This window comes from Allobosea sp. 05T438, assembly GCF_056396025.1.
Window position 1 is genome coordinate 216,763 of the sequence record NZ_JBFTKQ010000008.1, and the last position, 23,512, is coordinate 240,274.

17 protein-coding genes are annotated in these 23,512 nt (G+C 65.4%); 11 read left to right on the top strand and 6 right to left on the bottom strand.

Translation table 11 applies throughout. The features are described 5' to 3' along the window. Window positions 1–142: 142 nt before the first annotated feature. On the bottom strand, window positions 143–1,930 hold the full coding sequence (locus tag AC1DIN_RS17985; protein WP_441473412.1) for a peptide ABC transporter substrate-binding protein: 1,788 nt from the start codon (window positions 1,928–1,930) through the stop codon (window positions 143–145). Window positions 1,931–2,140: 210 nt separating this feature from the next. Further along, entirely contained in the window at window positions 2,141–3,004 is an 864-nt protein-coding gene (purU, locus tag AC1DIN_RS17990; protein ID WP_476767311.1) for a formyltetrahydrofolate deformylase, read from the bottom strand. A gap of 350 nt (window positions 3,005–3,354) precedes the next feature. Between purU and AC1DIN_RS17995 the strand changes: the two genes are divergently transcribed. From AC1DIN_RS17995 to AC1DIN_RS18025, 7 genes are all read left to right on the top strand, one after another. Beyond that, the gene (locus AC1DIN_RS17995; RefSeq protein WP_476810773.1) at window positions 3,355–4,155 is read left to right on the top strand and encodes an SDR family oxidoreductase; all 801 of its coding nucleotides are present in this window, start codon (window positions 3,355–3,357) and stop codon (window positions 4,153–4,155) included. A 61-nt stretch (window positions 4,156–4,216) separates the two neighbouring features. Further along, window positions 4,217–5,215, top strand: a complete 999-nt coding sequence (gene iolG / locus AC1DIN_RS18000) for an inositol 2-dehydrogenase (RefSeq protein ID WP_476810774.1) — start codon at window positions 4,217–4,219, stop codon at window positions 5,213–5,215. Continuing rightward, on the top strand, window positions 5,215–6,012 hold the full coding sequence (locus AC1DIN_RS18005) for an inositol monophosphatase family protein (protein ID WP_476810775.1): 798 nt from the start codon (window positions 5,215–5,217) through the stop codon (window positions 6,010–6,012). Before iolG ends, AC1DIN_RS18005 begins: the two co-directional genes overlap by 1 nt. 103 nt (window positions 6,013–6,115) lie before the next feature. Then, a complete protein-coding gene (locus AC1DIN_RS18010; protein WP_441473407.1) occupies window positions 6,116–7,153 on the top strand; it encodes an ABC transporter substrate-binding protein in 1,038 nt (345 codons plus the stop codon). Between the two features lie 230 nt (window positions 7,154–7,383). Continuing rightward, window positions 7,384–9,603, top strand: a complete 2,220-nt coding sequence (locus tag AC1DIN_RS18015; protein ID WP_476810776.1) for an ABC transporter permease — start codon at window positions 7,384–7,386, stop codon at window positions 9,601–9,603. Next, on the top strand, window positions 9,597–10,664 hold the full coding sequence (locus AC1DIN_RS18020) for an ABC transporter ATP-binding protein (RefSeq protein ID WP_476810789.1): 1,068 nt from the start codon (window positions 9,597–9,599) through the stop codon (window positions 10,662–10,664). The genes AC1DIN_RS18015 and AC1DIN_RS18020 overlap by 7 nt, the downstream gene beginning before the upstream one ends. 152 nt (window positions 10,665–10,816) lie before the next feature. Next, complete coding sequence (locus tag AC1DIN_RS18025) at window positions 10,817–12,544, top strand: Na/Pi cotransporter family protein (protein ID WP_476810777.1); 1,728 nt, start codon at window positions 10,817–10,819, stop codon at window positions 12,542–12,544. Window positions 12,545–12,695: 151 nt separating this feature from the next. On the opposite strand, the gene AC1DIN_RS18030 is transcribed toward AC1DIN_RS18025, so the two are convergent. Continuing rightward, window positions 12,696–13,016, bottom strand: coding sequence for a YnfA family protein (locus AC1DIN_RS18030; RefSeq protein WP_476810778.1), 321 nt, complete (start codon window positions 13,014–13,016; stop codon window positions 12,696–12,698). A 179-nt stretch (window positions 13,017–13,195) separates the two neighbouring features. Between AC1DIN_RS18030 and AC1DIN_RS18035 the strand changes: the two genes are divergently transcribed. Next, window positions 13,196–14,461 carry a BaiN/RdsA family NAD(P)/FAD-dependent oxidoreductase gene (locus tag AC1DIN_RS18035; protein ID WP_476810779.1) on the top strand — a complete coding sequence of 422 codons (1,266 nt, stop codon included), beginning with the start codon at window positions 13,196–13,198 and terminating at the stop codon, window positions 14,459–14,461. Window positions 14,462–14,514: 53 nt separating this feature from the next. Next, complete coding sequence (locus tag AC1DIN_RS18040) at window positions 14,515–14,883, top strand: hypothetical protein (RefSeq protein WP_476810780.1); 369 nt, start codon at window positions 14,515–14,517, stop codon at window positions 14,881–14,883. Window positions 14,884–14,890: 7 nt separating this feature from the next. Here the strand turns inward: AC1DIN_RS18040 and AC1DIN_RS18045 are convergent, their stop codons facing one another. Then, window positions 14,891–18,286, bottom strand: a complete 3,396-nt coding sequence (locus tag AC1DIN_RS18045; protein WP_476810781.1) for a class I SAM-dependent DNA methyltransferase — start codon at window positions 18,284–18,286, stop codon at window positions 14,891–14,893. Between the two features lie 159 nt (window positions 18,287–18,445). Here AC1DIN_RS18045 and uvrB point away from each other — a divergent pair, with 159 nt between their 5' ends. Beyond that, window positions 18,446–21,169 carry an excinuclease ABC subunit UvrB gene (gene uvrB, locus AC1DIN_RS18050; RefSeq protein ID WP_476810782.1) on the top strand — a complete coding sequence of 908 codons (2,724 nt, stop codon included), beginning with the start codon at window positions 18,446–18,448 and terminating at the stop codon, window positions 21,167–21,169. A gap of 12 nt (window positions 21,170–21,181) precedes the next feature. Here the strand turns inward: uvrB and AC1DIN_RS18055 are convergent, their stop codons facing one another. Next, a complete protein-coding gene (locus AC1DIN_RS18055) occupies window positions 21,182–22,213 on the bottom strand; it encodes a CBS domain-containing protein (protein ID WP_476810783.1) in 1,032 nt (343 codons plus the stop codon). A gap of 78 nt (window positions 22,214–22,291) precedes the next feature. Here AC1DIN_RS18055 and AC1DIN_RS18060 point away from each other — a divergent pair, with 78 nt between their 5' ends. Beyond that, the gene (locus AC1DIN_RS18060) at window positions 22,292–22,714 is read left to right on the top strand and encodes a DUF2267 domain-containing protein (RefSeq protein ID WP_476810784.1); all 423 of its coding nucleotides are present in this window, start codon (window positions 22,292–22,294) and stop codon (window positions 22,712–22,714) included. 496 nt (window positions 22,715–23,210) lie between these two features. Here the strand turns inward: AC1DIN_RS18060 and AC1DIN_RS18065 are convergent. Further along, a partial coding sequence (locus AC1DIN_RS18065; protein WP_476810785.1) for an endonuclease domain-containing protein occupies window positions 23,211–23,512 on the bottom strand: 302 nt, incomplete at its 5' end.

The following is a 23,512-nucleotide window of genomic DNA, read 5'->3' on the forward strand; positions in this document are numbered from 1 at the left end:
TTCTCTTTGCGTGCGCGGCGCCGCCGCGGACTGAACGCCGACTGCAACCAAATCATCCCTGCAGCTGCCGAAGGCCGAGCGATGAGCCGGTGCAAAAGCGCCTCTCGCGGAGATCGTCTCTCCGCGAGAGGCTGTTCGGCACTTAGCTGCGATACCAGGCCGCGAGGTTCCAGGTATCGACGTCCCAACCGGAATGGTCGTGGGAGATGTTGTTCAGGGCCGCCGCCACGCGGGTGCGCGAGAGCAGCGGCAGGATGATGTTGGCCTCGCAGAAGATCTCGTTGACCTTGATCAGCAGCGCGGCGCGCTTGGCCGGGTCGAGTTCCTTCTGGGCGGCCTTGTAGGCCTTGTCAGCCTCGGGGTCCGAGTAGCGCGAGACGTTGCGGCCCAGCCACTTGTTCTCCTTGGTCGCGATCTCCCAGGAGGTGAACTGGTTGAGGAAGCGCTCCGGATCGGGCTGCGGCTGCGTCGTGGTGTACATCTCCATGTCGACATAGAGCTTGGTGTAGGTGTCGGGATTGGCGACGTCCGACGAGAAGAACACCGAAGCCGTGACCGACTTGAGCTCGAGGTCGATGCCGGCGCGCTGGCAGGCCTGCTTGATGATGGCCTGGGTCTTCTGGCGCGGGGCGTTGATCGAGGTCTGGAAGACGTATTTGAGCTTCTTGCCGTCCTTCTCGCGGATGCCGTCGGCACCCTTCTTCCAGCCGGCGTCGTCGAGGATCTTGTTGGCCTTGTCGATGTTGAACTCGTATTTGAGCTTGGTCGACTTGAACTGCTTGGGCTCGTTGACGAAGCTCGCCGTCGCGGTGCCGCCGCGGCCATAGATGAACTTCTGGACGGAGTCGCGGTCGATCAGCAGGTTGATCGCCTGGCGCACGGCCGGGTCCGACAGCGTCGGGTGCTTGGTCTTGATGCTCGAGCGTTCGCCGTCGACCTCGGTCCACGGATCGGTTGGGTTCAGGATGATGAACTCGATGTCGCCCGAAGGCACGGCGCTGACCTTGCCGCGACCGCCGGTCTCCATGCGCTTGAGGACCTCGTCCTCGACCTGCAGGTTCCAGGCGTAGTCGTATTCGCCGGTCTGGAGCACAGCGCGCGCCGCCGAGACCGCGTCACCGCCGCCCTTGACCTCGAGCGTGTCGAAATGCGGCTGGTTCTTGACGTGGTAGTCGGGATTGCGCTCGGCGGTGATGATGTCGCCCGGCTTGAACTCGACGAACTTGTAGGGGCCGGTGCCGATGGGCTTCAGGTTGCCCGGAGCCTCGCGCGACTTGGCGCCGATGTAATCGCCGAACTGATGCTTCGGCAGGATCTGGCCGGTCACGCCGACGAAAGCGTCGGCCCAGAACGGCGTGGCCTCGGGGAAGATCACCTTGACGGTGAGGTCGTCGACCTTCTCGACCTTGATGTCCTTGTAGGCACCGGTGGTGTAGGCGGCGGTCGCCGGATCCCTGGCATATTCCCAGGTGAAGACGACGTCGTCGGCGGTGAGCGGCTTGCCGTCATGCCACTTCACGCCCGGCTTCAGCTTCCAGGTGACGGCCTTGCCGTCCTCCGAGAGGCCGCCATTGGCGCGGGACGGCACTTCGGCCGCGAGCTGCGGAATGAGGTTGCCTTCCTTGTCCCAGCCGGCGAGCGGCTCGAAGAAGATGCGCGAGGCGATCTGATCCTTGGTGCCGGAGGCGAAATGCGGGTTGAGCAGGGTCGGGGCCTGCCAGAGCAGGATCTTGAGCGGACCGCCGCCGCCGGCCTTCGTCGGTTTGTAGGGCAGCGTGGCATCGGCCATCGCCACACCGTTCCAGACCAGAATCTGGCTCGCGATCGGGGCGGCGATACCGACTGCCGCCATCTTCCGGATGAAGGATCGTCGCGACATCGCGCCACCCTTCACATCCGCGACGAGACCGCGGATTTCCTGCTCATTCATCGGATTGCCTCCACCTAAAAAACAAAAAGTCATCCCCAGCGCTTTCGCGCCGTTTTCTCGTTGATGGGCTCAGCAAGGCATGTGCCAACGAAAGCGTCAACTGTGCAGCGCGGGACGGCCATGTCCCCGTGGCGACCCCGAACGGCCGGAAACGGGCGCCTTTGCATGAATGTGCCTTCCGCTTGCGGGAGGGTCGCAATTTTATGCGGGTCATCCGGTGAAGACGACAGTTTTCTTTCCGTTGAGAATGATGCGGTCCTCCAGATGGTGGAGGACGGCGCCCGCCAGGACGCGCCGTTCGATATCGCGCCCCTTGCGGACGAGGTCGTCGGGCGTGTCCCGGTGCGAGATCCGCTCGACGTCCTGCTCAATGATCGGGCCCTCGTCGAGATCGGGGGTCACATAGTGCGCGGTGGCGCCGATCAGCTTCACCCCGCGCTCATGCGCCTGATGATAGGGCTTGGCGCCTTTGAAGCCGGGCAGGAAGGAGTGATGAATATTGATGCAGCGCCCGGCGAGCTTGGCCGACAGCCCGTCCGACAGCACCTGCATGTAACGCGCCAGGACGACGAGGTCGGTCCGGGTTTCCTGGATCAGCCGCCAGATCTCCGCTTCCTGCTCCATCTTGGTCTGGCGGGTGACCGGCAGGTGATGGAAGGGCAGGTCGCCGAGGTCGGTCGAGGCAATATGCTCGCGCGCGTGATTTGAAACGACGCCGGTGATGTCCATCGGCAATTCGCCGATCCGCCAGCGGTAGATCAGGTCCGCCAGGCAATGATCGAACTTCGAGACCAGCAGCATGACGCGCTTCCTGCGGCTGGCTTCGTGCAGGCTGAGTTCCATCCCAAAGCGCTGGCCGAGCGCGGCGAGCGCTTCGGCGATGGCCTCGTGCGGCTGGCTGCCGTCGAGGCGGTTGAACACGACGCGCATGAAGAACCGGTCGGATTCGGTATCGTCGAACTGCTGGGCGTCGAGGATGTTGCAGCCGGCTTCGAACAGCAGGGTCGAGACGGCGGCAACGATGCCCGGGCGGTTGGGGCAGGAGAGGGTGAGGGTCGAGCTGAGATCGAGCATGGCTGACGCCGCCGGGCTGGCGGCCCTTTCAGGGAAACGATGAAGACAGGGAGAGAGGACGGCTGCGCGCGGCGCGCTGCCGTCAACCTCGGCCGGTCGCGCGCCCGAAGGCGGCCGGTTCCGAACGACGCTGTGGCCGGGAAAGGGCCTGGGGTCTCGCGGTCGTCATGATCGTATGGGCTACATGGGCTCGCTGGTCGGGGACCATGCGGGATGAAACACCGCCTTCGGCGCTTTTTGTCAACGCACGCTTCCGGATCGCCTTGACTCGCTCATGTCGAAAATGGAATGTTTATTCCATCGAGCGGGAGGCCTAAAAAATTCCTGCCGTTTTCCGGGAGCCAGCCAACTTGCCGCAAACCAGTTCGTTCAGCCGTGACCTTCACGGCAAGGCGGCCATTATCACCGGTGCCAGCCAGGGCCTCGGCGAGGCGATCGCGCGCGAATTCGTCGGCCGCGGCCTCAAGGCGGTGCTGCTGACCGGGCGCAATGCCGCGCGCGGCGAGGCCGTGGCGGAAAGCCTGCGCGCCGAAGGCTGCGATGCCCGCTTCCATCAGGTCGATCTCGCCGATCTCGACGCCGTCAGGCGGATCGTCCCGGCCGCCGAGAAAGCCTTCGGCAGGCTCGATATCCTCGTCAACGCGGCCGGCGACACCGATCGCGGCACGATCTTCGACACCTCGCCCGCGCTTTACGAGCGCATCATGGCGGTGAATCTGCGCGCGCCCTTCTTCCTGATCCAGGACGCGGCGGAGCTGATGCGCCGGCACGGCATCGAGGGGGCGATCGTCAACATCCAGTCGATGTCGGCCCATGGCGGCCAGCCCTTCCTCTCCGCCTACAGCGTCTCGAAGGGCGCGCTCGCGGTGCTGACGAAGAACGTCGCCTATGGCCTGATCAAGGACCGCATCCGCGTCAACGGCCTCAATATCGGCTGGATGGCGACGCCGGGCGAGGATGCGATCATGAAGCTGCGCCACGACGCCAAGGACGGCTGGCTCGACGAGGCCGCCGCCGGCCAGCCCTTCGGCCGGCTGATCGATCCGCGCGAGGTCGCCAAGGCCGTGGCCTATCTCGCCTCGGCCGAGTCGGGGCTGCTGACCGGCGCCAACATCGATTTCGACCAGAACATTCTCGGCGCGCACGACTAGCGCTCGGGGCCCATTCGCGGCAGGACGACTGCCGGACGAGACCACAGGACTGAAGACGACCATGAAGATCGGATTGCTGGGCGCCGGCCGCATCGGGCGCATCCATGGGCTGAACGTCGCCGCGCGTGGCGATGCAGAGCTGGTCGCCGTCACCGACGCGATGCCGGAGGCAGCCGCTTCGCTCGCTGCCGCCGCCGGCGCGAAGGCGACGAGCACCGAGGCGATCCTCGCCGACGCTGCCATCGACGCCGTGCTGATCTGCACCCCGACCGACACCCATGCCGATCTGATCGAGCAGGCGGTCTCCGCCGGCAAGGCGGTGTTCTGCGAGAAGCCGGTCGATCTCGACGCTGCCCGGATCCGCCGCTGCCTTGCGACGGTCGAAAAATCAGGCAAGCCGCTGATGATCGGCTTCAACCGCCGCTTCGATCCGAATTTCTCGGCGCTGGAGAAGCGTCTGCGCGCGGGCGAGGCCGGCGCGATCGAGATCGTCACGGTGATCTCGCGCGATCCCTCTCCGCCGCCGGTCGATTACGTCAAGCGCTCGGGCGGGCTCTTCCGCGACATGATGATCCATGATTTCGACATGGCCCGCTTCCTCCTGGCCGAAGAGCCGGTCGAGGTCTTCGCGCTGGGCTCTGCCCTGGTCGACAAGGCGATCGGCGAGGCCGGCGACGTCGACACCGCAGCTGTCGTCATGAAGACGGCCTCGGGCCGCATCGCCCAGATCTCGAACTCCCGCCGCGCGACTTATGGCTACGACCAGCGCATCGAGGTCCACGGCTCGAAGGGCATGCTGCGCGCCGGCAATATCCACGAGACCACGGTCGAGATCGCGACGGGGCAGGGCTTCCGCGCCGACCCGGTGCAGAACTTCTTCCTGGAACGCTATGCCGCTGCCTACCGCGCCGAGCTCGACGCCTTCATCGCCGCCTGCAACGGCAAGGCCGTGGCCTCGCCGACCAGCCTCGACGGGCTGAAGGCCCAGATCCTCGCCGACGCAGCGACCGAATCCGCGCAGACCGGCAAGCCCGTCCGCGTCGATCTGGAGTCCAAGTGATGGCTGGTGGTTCGATGACCCCGGCGGAACGCGACCTGCGCTATTACGCGGCGCTCGGCCTCGCGGCCGAGGCCAGCCATCTGGCCCTGGGCTATTTCAACAAGCGCGAATCCCTCGGCGTCACCATGAAGGGCGCGCAGGACTGGCTGACCGTCGCCGACGGCAAGGTCGAGGAATTCCTGCGCCAGCGCCTCTCCGTGCTGTTCCCGAACGATTCCGTCATCGGCGAGGAGGGCGGGGGCCAGGCGTCCGACGCGGTCTGGATTCTCGATCCGATCGACGGCACGGCGAACTTCGCCCATGGCGACCGCAACTGGTGCATCTCGATCGGCTTTCTCGCGAACCGGGTGCCCGAGATCGGCGTCGTCGCGGCGCCGGCGCTCGGCGAGGTCTACGCTGCCCGTCGCGGCGCCGGCGCGACCCTGAACGGCGATCCGATCAAGGTTTCCGCCGCTACAGACATCGCCCGCGCCTCGGTCGAGCTGGGATGGTCGACCCGCATGCCCGCGGCGAGCTATCTCAAGGTGATCGAGCGTGGCTATGCCGCGGGGGCCGCGATGAAGCGCGGCGGCTCCGGCACCCTCGGCCTCTGCCATGTCGCCGACGGCAGCAGCGATGCCTATGCCGAGCTGCACATCAACGCCTGGGACGTAGCCGCCGGMATCGTCATCGCCAGCGAGGCGGGCGCCTCCATCAACGATTTCTTCGCCGGTGAGGGGATTGCAAAGGGCAATCCCATCCTGTGCTGCACGCCGGAACTGGCTCCGGTGCTCAGGGAGATCACAGGAATCGCTTAGCCGGCGCTGTATTTCATTGATCTTTCGCGGCCATTCGTCTCAGTTTCACGGCAGTCACAAGAACCGGACAGAGAAGCCGGGTTCTTCGATCAGGGAGGTTACCATGTCATCGAAATCCTGGCTCAGGGCCGGTCTCTTCGCCGCCCTCGCCACCGCGGCCTTCGCCGCGACCCCGGCCCGCGCCCAAGGCTCGCTCGTCATGTATTGCGGCGTGCAGGAGGAATGGTGCCGTGCCATGTCGACGGCATTCGAGAAGGACACCGGCATCAAGGTCGCCATGACCCGCAAATCGGCGGGCGAGATCTATGCCCAGCTCAAGGCCGAGTCCTCCAACCCGCGTGGCGACATCTGGTGGGGCGGCACCGGCGATCCGCATCTCCAGGCGGCGGAGGAGGGGCTGACCCTCGAATACGAGTCGCCGAAGAACGCCGAGCTGCATAGCTGGGCGCTCGATCAGTGGAAGGCCGCCAAGCAGCGCTCGGTCGGCATCTACGCTGGCGCGCTCGGCTTTGGCTACAACACCGAGCAGATCAAGGCGAAGGGAATCCCTGAGCCGAAATGCTGGGCCGACCTGCTCAATCCCAAGCTCAAGGACGACGTCCAGGTCGCCGATCCCAACTCGTCGGGCACTGCCTACAACCTGCTCGCCACCGTCGTGCAGCTGATGGGCGAGGAGAAGGGCTTCGATTATCTGAAGCAGCTCCACAAGAACGTCAGCCAGTACACCAAGTCGGGCGCGGCGCCGGCCAAGGCTGCGAGCCTCGGCGAGACCGCCGTCGGCATCGTCTTCATCCATGACGCGGTGGTCTTCGCCGTGCAGGGCGACCCGATCAAGCCGGTCGCACCCTGCGAGGGCACGGGCTACGAGATCGGCTCGATGTCGATCGTCAAGGGCGCGCGCAATCTCGAGAACGCCAAGAAGTTCTACGACTGGGCCCTGACCCCGGCGGCCCAGGCGCTGGCCGCCCCGGCGAAGTCCTATCAGGTTCCGTCGAACAAGGCCTCGCCGGTGCCGGCGCAGTCGCCGAAGATGGATCAGATGAAGCTGATCAACTACGACTTCGTGAAATACGGCTCCTCGGCCGAGCGCAACCGCCTGCTCGCCAAGTGGGACAAGGAAGTCAAGGCGCTCCCGAAGTAAGGCGCGTCTCTCCGGCGTGTTTCCGGATGATCTCGGAAACACGCCGTCATCCCGGGCTTGACCCGGGATCCATGCCTGAACCTCCGCCGGATGCGCTCCGGCATGGATCCCGGATCTCCGCTTCGCTGCGTCCGGGATGACGCTGGAGGTTCGGGCGCAGGACAAGGGCTGGGCTCTGAAAGCCGGGGCAACCGGTTCGGGCCAACGGAAACTGTGAGGGCAGGGCAAGCATGGCACCGGCGACGCGACTTGTGCTGCTGATCGGCTGGCTCGGCTATGCGCTGATGCCCTGGTATCTCGTCGAAGGCATGAGCCTGACGAGCTGGGGCTGGCTGGCGGAGTATCCGTTCGGCAAGGCCGGCAGCGCGCTGGCGCTCGCCCTCTCAGGTCAGACGCCCTGGCTCCTGCCGGTCGGCGTCGCGCTCGCGGCGGCGACGTTCTTCTGGGGCAGTCAGGACCGTCAGCGCACGGCCGCCGTGCTGATCTGGGCCGGCGCGCTCGGCCTGCTGCTGTTCTTCGCCCAGGCCTTCGCCATCGTGCTGAAGGATCAGGGCATCGGCTGGCTCGCCGCCTTGCTCGGCGGGGCCGGCGCCGCGCAGCGTGGCATTGGCGGCGGCGCCTTCGTCACGCTGCTCTCGCTGCTCTTCCTGCTCTGTCACGGCCTCGCCTATCGCGGTGTCTGCCGGGGCGATCTCTTCACCACCTCGACGATCGGCCTGATCATCCTGCTGATCGGCGTCTTCATCTTCTTCCCGGTCGCGATCATCCTGAGGAGCGCGCTGGTCGACCAGAGCGGCGCCTTTGCCCTCTCGGCCTTCGTCGCGCGCTTCCTGGATTCCTCGATCTGGGGTCTTGGCTGCGTCACCAGCAACACCAATTGCGGCGTCGCCTGGAACACGCTGGTCCTGGCCGTGCTCTGCGGCGTCATCACCACGCTGCTCGGCCTCGCCTGCGCGCTGCTGATCCTGCGCACCGGCATGCCGGGCAAGCGCATCATGCGCGCGCTCACCGTGCTGCCGATCATCACCCCGCCCTTCGTCATCGGCCTCGCGCTGATCCTGCTTTTCGGCCGCGCCGGCGCCTTCTCGACGCTGCTCTACGAGTGGTTCGACATTCCGCGCTCGCGCTGGCTCTACGGCCTGCCGGGTGTCCTTCTGGCGCAGGTGCTCGCCTTCGCGCCGATCGCCTTCCTCGTGCTGATCGGCGTGGTGCAGGGCATTTCGCCCAGCCTGGAGGAAGCCTCGCAGACGCTCGGCGCCAAGCGCTGGCAGACCTTCCGCACCGTGACCTGGCCGCTGCTCAAGCCCGGCATCGCCAATGCCTTCCTGCTCGGCTTCGTCGAGAGCATGGCCGATTTCGGCAATCCGCTGGTGCTCGGCGGCAATTTCGAGGTGCTTTCGACCAAGATCTTCTTCGCGGTGGTCGGCGCTTCCTACAATCAGGGGCAGGCGGCGGTGCTCGCCATCGTGCTGCTTGCCTTCACGCTCGGCGCCTTCTGGGTGCAGCAGCGCTGGCTCGGCGGCAAATCCTATACCACCGTGACCGGCAAGGGTGACGCCGGCCTGCCGACGCCCTTGCCGCGCCGCATCACCTGGCTCTCCGTCGCTGTGATCGTGCCCTGGGTGGCGCTGACGCTGGTGATCTACATCGTCATCCTCATCGGCGGCTTCGTCCGCAACATGGGCCGCGACTTCACGCCGACGCTGCAGCATTATCTCACCGGCTTCGCCATCGATTTCAGCAACGGCATCTATTTCCAGGGCTCCGCCTGGCCGTCCTTCTTCACTACGATCAAGGTCGCGGCCATCTCGGCGCCGCTGACCGCGATCATTGGCCTGCTGACCGCCTATCTGCTGACGCGCCAGCGCTTCCGCGGCCGCGGCGCGCTCGAATTCGCGACGATGCTCTCCTTTGCCATTCCCGGCACGGTGCTCGGCGTCGCCTATATCCTCGCCTTCAACGTGCCGCCGATCGAGATCACCGGCACGGGGCTGATCCTCATCATCGCCTTCGTCTTCCGCAACATGCCGGTCGGCGTCCGCTCGGGCATCGCCGGCCTGTCGCAGATCGACAAGAGCCTGGACGAGGCCTCGACGACGTTGCGCGCCCGCAGCTTCACCACGCTCTGGCGCGTCGTGCTGCCGCTGCTGAAGCCCGCGCTGGTCTCGGCGCTGGTCTATTCCTTCGTGCGCTCGATGACGGCGGTCAGCGCCGTGATCTTCCTGGTCTCGGCCGAGTACAACCTCTCGACGGCCTATATCGTCGGGCGTGTGGAAGCCGGTGAGTTCGGTCTCGCCATCGCCTATTCCTCGGTGCTGATCGTCTTCATGGCGCTCGGCATCGGCCTCATCCAGCTCGGCGTCGGCGAGCGTAAGCTCGGCCGCCGCAAGCTCATCCCGCTGTCGAGTTCGGCCGCCGAGCCGCTCAAGCCAGGAGTAGCCGCATCGTGAAGGCCGGGCCCGCTTCCGTCGAATTCCGCAATGTCTCGATGCGCTACGGCGCGGTGACGGCGGTCGACAACGTCAATTTCACCATCGAGGCCGGCAAGCTCGTCACGCTGCTCGGCCCCTCCGGCTGCGGCAAGACCACGACGTTGCGCATGATCGCCGGGCTGGAGATCGCCAGCGAAGGCCAGATCCTGATCGGCGGCAAGGACGTGACGAAGCTCTCCGCCGCTGACCGCGACGTCTCCATGGTCTTCCAGTCCTACGCACTCTTTCCCCATATGAGCGTGCTGGAGAACGCGGCCTACGGCCCGACCGTGAAGGGTCTCGGCAAGGAGCAGGCGAAGCAGATGGCGCTGGAGAAGCTGGCGCTCGTCGGCCTCAAGGGCTTCGAGAACCGCTACCCGTCCGAGCTGTCCGGCGGCCAGCAGCAGCGCGTCGCAGTGGCGCGCGCCCTCGTGCTGGAGCCGCAAGTGCTGCTCTTCGACGAGCCGCTCTCCAACCTCGACGCCAAGCTCCGCCGCCGCGTGCGCGAGGAGATCCGCGAATTGCAGCAGGATCTCAACCTGACCGTCGCCTATGTCACCCACGACCAGGAGGAGGCGCTCGCCGTCTCCGACCGCATCATCGTGATGTCGAATTCGCGGATCGCGCAGGAGGGCGCCCCGCGCGACCTCTACGAGCAGCCTTCCAACGCCTTCGTCGCGGACTTCATCGGCGACGCCAATCTGGTGGATGTCACGGTGAAGGCGGTGGCCGACGGCCGCGCCGATGTAGGAATCGGCTCCACGACCGTGTCGCTGCCGGCGCGCGGGCTCGGTCCCGGCCCGGCCAAGGTGGCGATCCGGCCGGAATCCCTGCTGCTCGGCGAGACCGGTCTGGCTGGCTCGCTGCCGGGCACGATCCGCAAATGCGCCTATCTCGGCAATCACCTCGACATCATGGTCGAGACCGAGGTCGGCGAGCTTTTCGTGGTGCAGTATGGTGCTCGCGATTTGCTGGAGCAGGGTGCTCCGGTCGCGGTTTCCTTCGCGAAATCGGGCGTGACGCTGATTCCGCCAGCCTGAAGGCCGCCAGAGACAGGAAATCGCTCACATATGCGGCAGGAAACTGCCGCATTCTCAGCACTTTCACTGCTTATATCTGTTGAGTTGGCTAATCAAAAACTGTTAGATTCGGCCTGTCATCGTCACCTGAATCGGGAAAAGACCGCACAAAAATGGCCACGGGCGAGAGCGCAACCAATATCCTGATCCATCTGGCGGGCGGCGTCGCGCTGCTGATCTGGGCGGTCAGATTGGTGCGAACCGGCGCGATGCGCGCCTTCGGCTCGCAGCTCAGGCACGCCCTGCAGAGTTTCACACGGAATCGCTTCGCCGCCTTCGGCAGCGGCGTCGTCGTGACCATGGTGCTGCAGAGCTCGACGGCAACGACGCTCCTGGTCTCCTCCTTCGCCGGTCAGGCGCTGATCGGCTCGGCCATGGCGCTCGCCGTGCTGCTCGGCGCCAATCTCGGCACGGCGCTCGCCGCCTTCGTCATCTCGATGGATCTCGGCTGGCTCTGGGGCCTCTGCATCGCCATCGGCGTCGCCATGTATCTGTCGAGCGAGGCGATGGAGCGGCCGCGCAACATCGGCCGCGTCCTCGTCGGCATCGGCCTGATTCTGCTCTCGCTGATCGAGCTGAATACGGCGGCGGCCCCGCTCGCCCAGTCGCCGACCTTCCGGGTCGTCCTCGGCGCTCTCGGCAGCGAGCCGCTGCTCGCCGTTCTCGTCGCCATCGCGGCGACCTGGATGGTGCATTCCAGCATCGCGATCATCCTGCTGGTCGCGACCTTCACGGCATCGGGCCTGTTCCCGCCGGCCACCGCGCTGACGCTGGTCATCGGCGCCAATCTCGGCAATGCGCTGATCCCGGTGCTGGACCAGCTCGGCGCGCCCGCAGCCCAGCGCCGCGCCGCTGTCGGCAACCTGCTGACGCGCCTCCTGCTGGCCCTTGCCGTCATCCCCTTCGTCGGTCCGCTCTCGGCCTGGCTCACCAGCCTGCCGATCGCCGGCCAGCGTTTCGCCATCGAGTTCCATGTCGGGCTGAATCTGGTCGGCGCGCTGATCTTCCTGCCCTTCGTCGGGCCGATCGCCGCCCTGGTCGAGCGTTTCATGCCCGGCAAGCAGGAGAAATCCGAGGCGGTGGCGCCGCGCTATCTCGACCCCAACGCCCTCGACAGCCCGACCGAGGCGCTCGCCGGCGCGATGCGCGAGGCGCTGCGGCTGGGCGACCGCGTCGAGGCCATGCTGCGCGACACGATGACCCTGCTGGAGAAGGACGAACTCAAGCTTTCCCGCGCCATCGCCCAGGCCGATGACGGCGTCGACACCATCCACGAGTCGATCAAGCTCTATCTGGTCAAGGTCTCGCGCAACGAGCTGACCGAGGAGGAGAGCCGGCGCCTGTTCGAGATCATCACCCTGATCACCAATCTCGAGCATATCGGCGACATCATCGACAAGAACCTGCGGGAGCTCGCCGAGAAGAAGATCCGCAAGCGCTACGCCTTCTCTCCCGAGGGGCTGGCCGAGATCCGCGATTTCCATCAGCGCGTCGCCTCGGCGCTGGCGCTGGCGCTCAACGTCTTCGCGACGCGCGACCTCGTGCTCGCCCGCCAGCTCTTCGCCGACAAGGCGGCGATGCGCGAGGCCGAACGGCGCGCCACCGACAGCCATTTCCAGCGCCTGCGCTCGGGCCGGCCGGAATCGATCGAGACCAGCGCGATCCATCTCGACATCATCCGGGACCTCAAGCGCATCCACGGCCATATCGTCTCGATCGCCTATCCGATCCTGGAGAGCGCCAACGAGCTGCGCGAGAGCCGCCTGCGCGAGACCAAGGAAGCGGCGCGCAATCGCGAGACGCCGGCCGTGCTCATCCCCGCCCCGCATTCGGGCGGGTGAAGGTCGTCCGACCCCCTCAGCCCTCATCCTGAGGAGCAGCCGGAGGCTGCGTCTCGAAGGATGTTCGAGACAGCGGGGGAGCCTCCTGAAGCATCCTTCGAGACGCCCGCTCACGCGGGCTCCTCAGGATGAGGGCTGGAGGAAGCGCACGCTACCGCGGCGCGGCGAGGATGATCGCGGCCCCGGCGAGGCAGATGACGCCGCCTGTCAGGTCCCAGCGATCCGGCCTCACCCCTTCGACCGCCCAGAGCCAGCCGAGCGAGGCGGCGATGTAGACCCCGCCATAGGCGGCGAAGGCCCGCCCGGCCGCCGCGCTCTCGACCAGCGTCAGCAGCCAGGCGAAGAGCCCGAGCGACACCATCCCCGGCAGCAGCCACCAGATCGGCTTGCCGAGCCTGAGCCAGCCCCAGAAGGCGAAGCAGCCGGCGATCTCGAAGAGTGCGGCGCCGATATAGGCGGCGATGGTCGGCATGGCGGTTCTGGTGGGCTTTTCGAAGCGAGGGCGCCAGTCTAAAGCGTTAAGCCTTCGAACGGAAACATGCCGTCATCCCGGACAAGCCGCGTGAGCGGCGCCGATCCGGGATCCATGCCGGAACATGTCCGAGGAACCTTCAGGCATGGATCCCGGGTCTTCGCTTCGCTGCGCCCGGGATGACGCGCCCAGATGAGAACAGGGCTGCGGTGGAAAAGCCGATACGTAACATCGCCATCATCGGCGCCGGCCCCGCCGGGCTGATCGCCGCCGAGCGGCTGGCCAGTGCCGGGCATCGGGTCACGATTTATGAGCGCATGGCCTCGCCGGCCCGCAAGTTCCTGCTGGCTGGGCGCGGCGGCCTGAACCTCACCCATTCCGAGCCGTTTGACGCCCTGCTCGGCCGCTATCGCGAGGCGAAGGACTGGCTGGAGCCGGCGCTGCGGACCTTCACGCCCCAAGCTCTGCGCGGCTGGGCCGATGGACTCGGCGCCGAGACCTTCGTCGGGTCGAGCGGTCGCGTGTTCCCCCGTGCGATGAAGGCCTCGCCGCTGTTGCGCGCCTGGCTGCGGCGGCTGGACGGGCTGGGGGTGAGGCTGGCATCGGGCCGGCTGTGGACTGGCTGGGACGAGGCGGGAGCGCCGACCTTCAAACTCGCTTCCGACGAAACCGAAACGATCCGGCCCGATGCGGTGTTGCTGGCGCTGGGCGGTGCGAGCTGGCCGCGGCTCGGCTCCGATGGCGGCTGGGTGCCGCTGCTGGAAGGGCGCGGCGTTGCTGTTTCCCCACTCCGGCCGGCAAATGGTGGCTTCACGGTCGCCTGGTCGCCGCTGATGCAGGAGCGCTTCGCCGGGCAGCCGCTCAAGCGCATCATCATCCGCTTCGGCGGCGAGGAAGCCGCCGGCGAAGCGATGATCGATGCGGATGGTATCGAGGGCGGTGCGGTCTACGCGCTCTCGGGTCCGATCCGTGAGGCGATCCTGCGCGCTGGCGTGGCCGAGATCACGATCGATCTGCGGCCCGATCTCGCGGTGGGCGATATCGCCGCACGCCTCGCGAAACGCCGCAAGGGCGAGACGCTGAGCAATCACCTGCGCAAGGCCGCTGGCCTCGCGCCCGTCGCTGCCGCCCTGATGCGCGAGTCGGCGGGGACCGCGCTGCCGACGGAGCCGGACAGGCTGGCGGCGCTGATCAAGGCGGTGCCGCTGCGCCTCGATGCGCCCATGCCGATCGCGCGCGCCATCTCGACGGCCGGCGGCATCGCCCGCGACGAAGTCGATGCCGGCTTCATGCTGAAGCGCCTGCCGGGCGTCTTCGTCGCCGGAGAGATGCTCGACTGGGAGGCGCCCACCGGCGGCTATCTGCTGCAGGCGAGCTTCGCGACGGGCGTGGCCGCGGCGGCTGGAATCGACGATTGGTTGCGCCTATCCGGCCGGAATGGTTGAACCTCGGCTTCCCCTCGGCGTTGCTTCAGCATGGAAGCAGGGAGTGTCGTGGGATGACCATGAGGGGAGCGGCTGCGATGCGGCATGTCGACCTCACGCCGCCTGAAGCCGTCGCCAAGGCGGCCGCGAAGGGCCTGAGACTGCGCCAGAGGTTCAACCGCGGCGGGACGCAGATCGGTGTGGCCAGGGCCCGCGATCTCAGCCACCGCAGGCCCCTGAGCGAGGAAACCGTGCGTCGCATGGCGAGCTACTTCGCCCGCCACGCTGCCGACTGCCAGGCCAAGGGCTTCGGCGACAAGGACAATCCCTCGGCCGGCTGGGTCGCCTGGCTGCTCTGGGGTGGCGACGAGGGCCGCGCCTGGTGCGAGCGCAAGAAGGCGGAGCTCGACCGGGCCGAGGGAGGCGAGCAGAAGCGCCCGTGATGCCCGCTCATCCCGTGGCGCTCAGCCGGCGCGCGAAACTGCGCCCGCCATCGGCTGTCGAGATTTCGCCGACGCGCGCCAGCGGGATCAAGATGTCGCGTATGGCACGCTCGACCTTGCGGCCTTGCTGGAAGCGCGCGGCGATTCCGGCGGCGTCGAGCGCGGTCGCGGCACAGGCCAGGGCCGAGAGCACGCCGGCCACGCGCTCCACCGGGTCGGTCGGGAAGAGCGGCCGGCCCGCGCCTGCCGGCAGCGTCGCGACCAGCTCTTCCGCCTCGATCTGCTCGCCGCCTCGGCCGGCATCGCCGAAGCGCGGGCGCTGATAGTCCGGTCTCAGCCAGCGCACCATGCCACGCGCCTCTTCCTGCTGGCGCTGCCGGTTCAGGCCGACGAGCCGCGCCAGTACCTCCTCCTCCGCCAGATCGGGCGGCCAGCCATAGGCGGCGGCGACCGCGGCATCGATGGTTTCGTGATGCTCGTCGAGGATCAGCGCGAGCCCGCGGTCGCGGATATCGCCTTCGGCCGTCGTCAGGGTGCGCCCGGCCCGGATCGCCTCGCGCACATTGTAGAGCTTGGTCAGGGTGAGATCGGGATGATCGGCCAGCACCTTTTTGCGCAGGGCATCCAGTATCTCGGCGGGTCGGCGGATGGCTTCCTTCTGAAGCTCGGCCGCATCAGGGAAAGGGAAGGGGTCGAAGCAGCGGGATTTCGAGTAGCGCGGGCGATCTTCCAGTGTCGCGCCCTGCGCCAGACACCACGCGGCGTGGATGCGCGACGACAGCACGCCGAGATGGAACGCATCGGACAACGCCACCGCGACCAGCATGTTGTCGGGCAGGATCGACGCGTCGAGGAACTGGAAGACACGGTGCTTCGCGGTCTCGACCGTGGCGATATAGCGCTGCAGCGGGGCAAGGGCGGGGCGAATTTCATCGCGTGTTCGTCCGAAGAGCCACCATCGCGCTTTGATGTCGGCATCCCTGTTGCGGTCCCGCTCCACCTTCACCGTCCGGAGCAGATGCTGATAGACCTCGGGGTACTGTTCCCGGACATGGTCGGACCGGAGTCCATGGAGATCGATGGCCATCGCGCCTCGTGGGCGGGCCATGAGGTCGCGGCCGTTGCGATAGATGCGGATGTGCTCCTCCAGGCCCGCCCTGCGCCCGAGCCCGAGCGCTTCCGCTTGCTGGGGTGACACAATGAACCCCTTGCCGAACAACATCATGCCGCGTGAACTGAGCCCGACACTGGCCTGAAGGCCCATGGCTTGGCTCGTATCGGCTCCCACCGTCAGATCGGAATTGATCCGCCCCTCGCGCGCACTCAATTCGATCTGCGGTTGATCGGTGTCGAGAGCAGCTTCGGAGAGGGTTTGGCAGAGCCTTCCATGACGCTCGCCTGCCTGCGCCACCGTCATCGCGATGCGTACCGCGGCGGTGTCCTTGCCGGCCTTGGTCCAGGGATGGTCGGGGATCGCCATGACCAGCGAGAGCGGCCGTCGCGCCGTCAGATGCCGCTCGATCGTGCGGCGCTGGAAGAGCTGCGTGATCGAGTTGGTGGTGACGAAGCCGAAGCGCCGCAGGCGCGTGCCGGGCTCGGTCAACAATTCGGCGGCCCGGTTCCACCAGTACATCACGAAATCTGCGCTCTCGTTCATCTGCGGATGCGTCGCCCACAGCGCCTCCGCGTAGACGTCGGTGAGTCGGCTGCGCAGATCCTTGCCGCCGATGAAAGGCGGGTTGCCGACGATGAACTCGGCCTCCGGCCATTCCGGGCGGCGTGGATTCGGCAGGAACTCCCTGCCATTGCGCCAGTCCGGGATCGGCCAGTTGTCCCACGACAGAACGGCGTCACGCTTGTGGATGTGGTTGAGCTTTTCGAGGATCGGTTCCTTGGGAGCGAAACCGCGGGTGCGGAAATGCCATTGCAGATGACCGATCCAAAGCACGAGATCGGCAATGGCGACAGCGCGGCGATTGATCTCCATGCCAAGGAACTGGTGCGGACCTACCGCATGTCGCGCAAAGCCGCCGAGTGCTTCGGCACTGCCGAGCTCACTTGCGGCGTCGAGCACCTCGCCTTCGAGCTTCTTCATCAGCTCCTGAGCGACGTGCAGGAAGTTCCCGGTTCCGCAGGCCGGATCGAGCACGCGTGTCCGGCACAGGGCTTCGTGAAAGCTCTCGACCAGCGCCAGTGCCTTTTTCGCGTCGCCGCCATCGCGCGCCTGCTGGGCGGCGGCGAGCACCGCCCGCCAGTCGTCCCGCAATGGCCCGATCACCGTCTCGACGACGAGCCGCTCGACATAGGCGCGCGGCGTGTAATGGGCGCCGAGCCGGGCGCGCTCCTTCTCGTCCAGCGCCTGCTCGAGCAGTGTGCCGAAGATCGCGGGCTCGACCTCCTTCCAGTCGTGCTCGGCCGCGGCCAGCAATTCGCCGATCTCCTCGCGCCCGAGCGGGAACACCTGCGCATCCTCGTAGAGCTTGCCGTTGAAGCGTTTCATCCGCTCGCGCACCGAGGTCGAGTAATGCCCCTTGTCCATCGCCTGCCAGAGCTCCGAGACGAGCGGCAGGAAGGATTCGGGATCGTCGCGGCATTCGCGCAGCAGCGTCTTGAAGGCGTCCTTGCGGATCAGCCCGACATCCTCGGCGAACATCGTGAACAGGCAGCGCATCAGGAAGAGCGCGACTTCCTCCGGGTCGTGGGCGCGCTCCAGCGCTTTGGACACTGCCGCCAGCCTCTCGGCGATGGCACGGGTGACGCGCGCCGCACGGCGGGTCGGGTCGAGCGAGAGCGGGTCGGTCCAGACCATCGCGATGCGCTGGCGCACGGCCTCGTCGCGGAGATCGTTGAGATAGACGCGGTAGCTCTGCCGGTCTGGGAACTGGACGTAGTTCTTACCCTGCCCGGTGAAATCGGCGTAGAACTCGAAGCAGTGGCCGACGTCGCAGACGATCAGGAAGGGCGGCCAGCCATGCGAGGCCGGCAGGGCCTTGGCATAGTCCTCGGCCTGGCGCCTGGCGTTGAGCATCAGCACGTCCCAGGCGCGATCGGCGCCGCGCCGGCCGCGCGGCCCGGCCGGCTCCGCAAAGGGCAGGGCCCCCTGCGCCGGCAATATCTCCTTCGCCTGTCCCTTCAGCCGGCTCTGCTTGGCTTCGAGGACGAAGGCACCCTTTCTGTAGAGGTCGACGCGCCCCGTGCTGTGCCCGCCCTGCCCGTCGGGAAAGCGCACGGGGTATTCGAAACGATAGGTCACCGCGCCGGAATCGCTGGTCGGCGGCTGCGGCGGCTCGACGCCGATCAGCCGGCAGAGCTCGCTGAGGAACTGCGCATAGGCGGCGCGCTCCGCTCCCTCCGAGACCCGCCAGCGGGCGATGAAGGTCTCGATTTCATCGCCCGCCGGCACGGACCTACCCCTCAATATGGTCCGTCCTTTTGGTTGTTCTTAGCCACTATATACAACTTAAAATAGCAACATGCCCCCCTGTCAACTCCTGTCACCAATCGCGCGGGCGAGGCGCCGCACCCTCTCGCATCCGCAGCCGTTCCGCCCCATATTGCGGCCATGCCGAAAAGCTCCGACACCACCGCGACCAAGCCGAAAGCCGCCAAGAAGCCGTCTTCGGCCCGCACGCCGAACTCCAAGGCGTCGAAGCCCGAGCTGAAGCCACTCGAGGGCTATCTCGCCGATCTGCTGAACCCGGCGATCAACCGCGGAACGGCGGTGCCGGGCGGCGCCTCGGGCTTCAAGGATGTGCCGCAGGCCGGCTACGAGGTTGAATCGCGCCCGGGCGATGGCGATATCAGGCCGAAGAAGAAGCTGTCGAAGAAGGCTGATTCCGCCTTCGCCGGCGCCGAGGGGGCGGCGGCCGCGACCGCGACGTCGCTGCAGCATCTGCTCGAAACCGGCAGTCCCTTCATCGATCCGGGCAAGGCCTGGACGCCGCATCGCCCGCCGCGCCCCGAGAAGTCGGAAGGCGGCATCGCCTTCACGATGAAGTCGGACTTCTCCCCGTCCGGCGACCAGCCGACCGCGATCGCCGATCTCGTCGACGGCATCCGCCGGCAGGAGCGCGACCAGGTGCTGCTCGGCGTCACCGGCTCGGGCAAGACCTTCACCATGGCGAAGGTGATCGAGGAGACGCAGCGCCCGGCGCTGGTCCTCGCCCCGAACAAGACGCTGGCCGCGCAGCTCTACGGCGAGTTCAAGAGCTTCTTCCCCGACAACGCGGTCGAGTACTTCGTCTCCTATTACGACTACTATCAGCCGGAGGCCTATGTCCCGCGCTCGGACACCTATATCGAGAAGGAATCCTCGATCAACGAGCAGATCGACCGCATGCGCCACGCCGCGACGCGCTCTTTGCTCGAACGCGACGACGTGATCATCGTCGCCTCCGTCTCCTGCATCTACGGTATCGGCTCGGTCGAGACCTATACGGCGATGACCTTCTCGGTGAAGCTCGGCGAGCGCATCGAGCAGCGCCAGCTCATCGCCGATCTCGTCGCCCTGCAATACAAGCGCACCCTCGGCGATTTCGCCCGCGGCACCTTCCGCGTGCGCGGCGACGTGATCGAGCTGTTTCCGGCGCACTATGAGGACCGCGCCTGGCGCATCGGCCTGTTCGGCGACGAGGTCGAGAGCATCAGCGAGTTCGATCCGCTCACCGGCCAGAAGACCGGCGAGCTCGAATTCATCAAGGTCTACGGCAATTCGCACTACACCACGCCGCGCCCGACGCTGACGCAGGCGGTGAAGTCGATCAAGCAGGAGCTCAAGGCCCGCCTCGACGAACTCAACCGCATGGGCCGCTATCTCGAGGCGCAGCGGCTCGACCAGCGCTGCACCTTCGACATCGAGATGATCGAGGCCACCGGCTCCTGCAACGGCATCGAGAACTATTCGCGCTATCTCACCGGCCGCAAGCCGGGGGAGCCGCCGCCGACGCTGTTCGAATACCTGCCCGACAACGCGCTGGTCTTCACCGACGAGAGCCATGTCTCGGTCCCGCAGATCGGCGCCATGTACAAGGGCGACTTCCGCCGCAAGGCGACGCTGGCCGAATACGGCTTCCGCCTGCCCTCCTGCATGGACAACCGGCCGCTGCGCTTCGAGGAATGGGACGCGATGCGGCCCCAGTCGGTGCATGTCTCGGCCACGCCCGGCAGTTGGGAGATGGAGCAGACCGGCGGCGTCTTCACCGAGCAGGTCATCCGCCCGACCGGGCTGATCGACCCGCCGGTCGAGATCCGCCCCGCCAAGCATCAGGTCGCGGACCTCCTGGACGAGGTCAAGGAGGTCACACAGAAGGGCTATCGCACCCTCGTCACCGTGCTGACCAAGCGCATGGCCGAGGACCTCACCGAATACCTGCACGAGAACGGCGTGCGCGTGCGCTACATGCATTCGGACATCGACACGATCGAGCGCATCGAGATCCTCAGAGACCTGCGCCTCGGCACGTTCGACGTTCTCGTCGGCATCAACCTGCTGCGCGAGGGCCTCGACATCCCCGAATGCGGCTTCGTCGCCATTCTCGACGCCGACAAGGAGGGCTTCCTGCGCTCCGAGACCTCGCTGATCCAGACCATCGGCCGCGCCGCCCGAAACGTCGACGGCAAGGTCATCCTCTATGCCGATCACATCACCGGCTCGATGGAGCGGGCGATGGCGGAGACCAACCGCCGCCGCGAGAAGCAGGTCGCCTATAACGAAGAGCACGGCATCACGCCGCAGACGGTGAAGAAGAACATCGGCGACATTCTCGGCTCGGTCTATGAGCGCGACCATGTCACGGTCGACAAGGGGCTGGTGGCGCCGGCCTCGGGCCACAACCTCAAGGCCGCGATCGCCGATCTCGAGAAGCGCATGCGCGAGGCCGCGGCCGACCTCGAATTCGAGACCGCCGCCCGCCTGCGCGACGAGATCAAGCGCCTGCAGGCGACCGAGCTGGCGATCTCGGACGACCCGCTCGCCCGCCAGAGCGATGTCGAGGCCAGCGCCGGCAAGTACAAGGGCGAGCGCAGCTACGGATCGAGCGCCAACCTGCCGCCGACAAAAGCCTCGCCGGCAGGCGACGGCGTCTACAAAAGCCGCGCCCGCAAGCCGACGGACGAGGACATGGGCCCGCACAATCTCGGCGGCGGCGAAGGCCGGCCGAAAGCCGGCGAAAAGCCGAACCCGCTGCTGACGGGCACCTCACGGGTGCGGAAGCCGACGCTGGACGAGATGGGCCCGGTGCCGGAATCGCGGCCGAAGGGGGCGGAGGAGAGGCGGCGGCGGAGGTAGGCGGCGGTAGATTTATAATGCTTCGATACTGCGTAATTTATCGAGCATATTGGAGATATTTCTGAGCTTTTGAATATTTTCCTCTTTTATCGGGTCCGGATCAAAGTGCATGACGTCATTGCGAATCGCATTGATTTCTGAGAGTTCAGAGCAGAATGTAGATCTATCAAGTTTAAGGGATATTTTTTCCCAGTTATCTTTATTTTCTAGTATTTTGACGTAATTTCCAAATGTTAGCTCCGATATATCGGACAAGTTATTGGGAAGGTGTTCTTCTTTAATTGTTTTCTTGATATCATCAATAGTTATTTTAGTCGACAGAATTATTCTTATGCTATTTTCGATTTCTCCAATCAATAAGAATGGGGTGCTTATATCTTCGAATTGAAGAGCTATATCACTTGATGTGACGATTCCCGAAATTACCTTTTCGGGAGAGCGGATTAGTACATAATTTCTTTCGACTATTGTTTTGATAGCGACGAAAAGGGATGCGTTTGAAGATATCTCGTAATGTTCATCCATGTATGATTTGACGTCCGTCGCTGTTTTGCCATTAGCCACGCGAATGCCGATCGATTCCCAGCTAATAACCCCTTTTACCTCTCTGTCAGACGTCATGACAGGTAGCTGAGAGTAATTTCTTGTCATCATAAGTGTTGTCGCTTCTAGCAAGCTCGCGTTTGGATTTATACTTGTCGGTTTGTTATTCGCGGCTGGTATTTTCCCAATTTTGAATGATGGGTCATTGCTGTCGGGAGGTGTGTTGGCATCAGATGCGGAATCGTTTGAAGCCGGAGGTGTTTTTTGTTTTGTATCATCAAGCTTGAAATTTATAGGTGTATCGACCCATATATTAAGATAATCGGGGTCTGTCCTAATGTTAAATTCATCCAATATTCTGTTTATATATTCTACATTAGCAGATGTGCGTCTTTGTACACCGAACCATTGAAGAAAGCTGCGGATAGTCACAGGGTTGACTTTTCGCTTCGCCTTAAGATCCGAGATGACGTTGTCGAGTTGTTCGATTCCTGAAGTCATGTACCAAACCCCGATCCAAATTCCCGCGAAACTCTTGTTGAATATCTCTAGGAAATTAACAAGGCTACCCGTCTTACCATGACCGTCCCCTCCACCTTCGTCCACGCCTCGCGCGATTTCGAACGCTTCCTGCTCGATGCGCGCGATGAGCTTGGGCTCGGCACCACGCATCAGAGCTATGCGGCGGTGCTGGCCGTGCTGGTCACCTTCCGGGCGCGATTGACGCCGGCGGAGGGCGTGACCTTCGCGAACGCCCTGCCACCGCTGCTCGGTGCCATGTTCCTGCAGGGCTGGAACACGGCGCAGCCGCCAAAACCCTTCGCCGACCGCGCGGCATTGACGCGCGAGGCGATCGGCCACCGCCACGACCACACGCTCCTCCCTGAAACCGGCATCGCCGATGTCGCCCGCGCCCTGCGCCGGCATGTCGAGGCGCAAGCCTTCGAGCGCGCGCTGGACAAGCTGCCGCCGGGCGCGCGGGAGTTCTGGGCGGTGGTATAGGACCCCCGCGCTGACGCGTGAAACGCGGGGAACCCCTCTCTCGGATGGGAGAGGGGCAGGGGTGAGGGAGCGCCGCTGATCGTCAGCCGAAACGGCTCCATTGCGCCTTCTGCGGCAACGGCACACGCCTCATCCGGCGCTCCGCGCCACCTTCTCCCATCCGGGAGAAGGAAAGGTCGTCGCGCTTCCTGCGCCTCGCGTCATGCTCGGCCTTGTACCGAGCATCCACGTCTTGCGACGTTGCTGATGGGCGGACTCCTCGAGACCAAGCGGACGTAGCGGCCTGCAAAGACGTGGATGGTCGGGACGAGCCCGACCATGACGGCGGAGGGGCCATCGCCTATCCTCCCGCCATGACCGTCTCTTCCGCCTTCGTCTAAGCCTCGCGCGATTTCGAACGACCTCGATGCGCGCGCTGAAGTGAGGCGCGGGAACCCTTCTCCCGTGTGGGAGAAGGGCAGGGATGAGGGACTGCCGCTGCCGATGAAGGCTCTACCTATCCGCCTGCTGCTGTGCGGATGGTGGCGATGACATCGTCCCGGCTATCCATGACCTCGGCATTGCTGAAGCGCGCAAGCTTGAACCCGTGCCGCTCGATTTCCGCGGTCCTTGCCGCATCATAATCGCGCTCCCAGCTGTGCTGGCGCCCGGCGATTTCGACGAGCAGTTTTCGATCAATGCAGATGAAATCGACCGTATAGCCGAGCAGGGGAACCTGACGGCGGAACTTCAGCCCATCGAGCTGCCGATTGCGCAGTAAAGACCATAGGGCGTCTTCCTGCCGGGTGGAGGACTGTC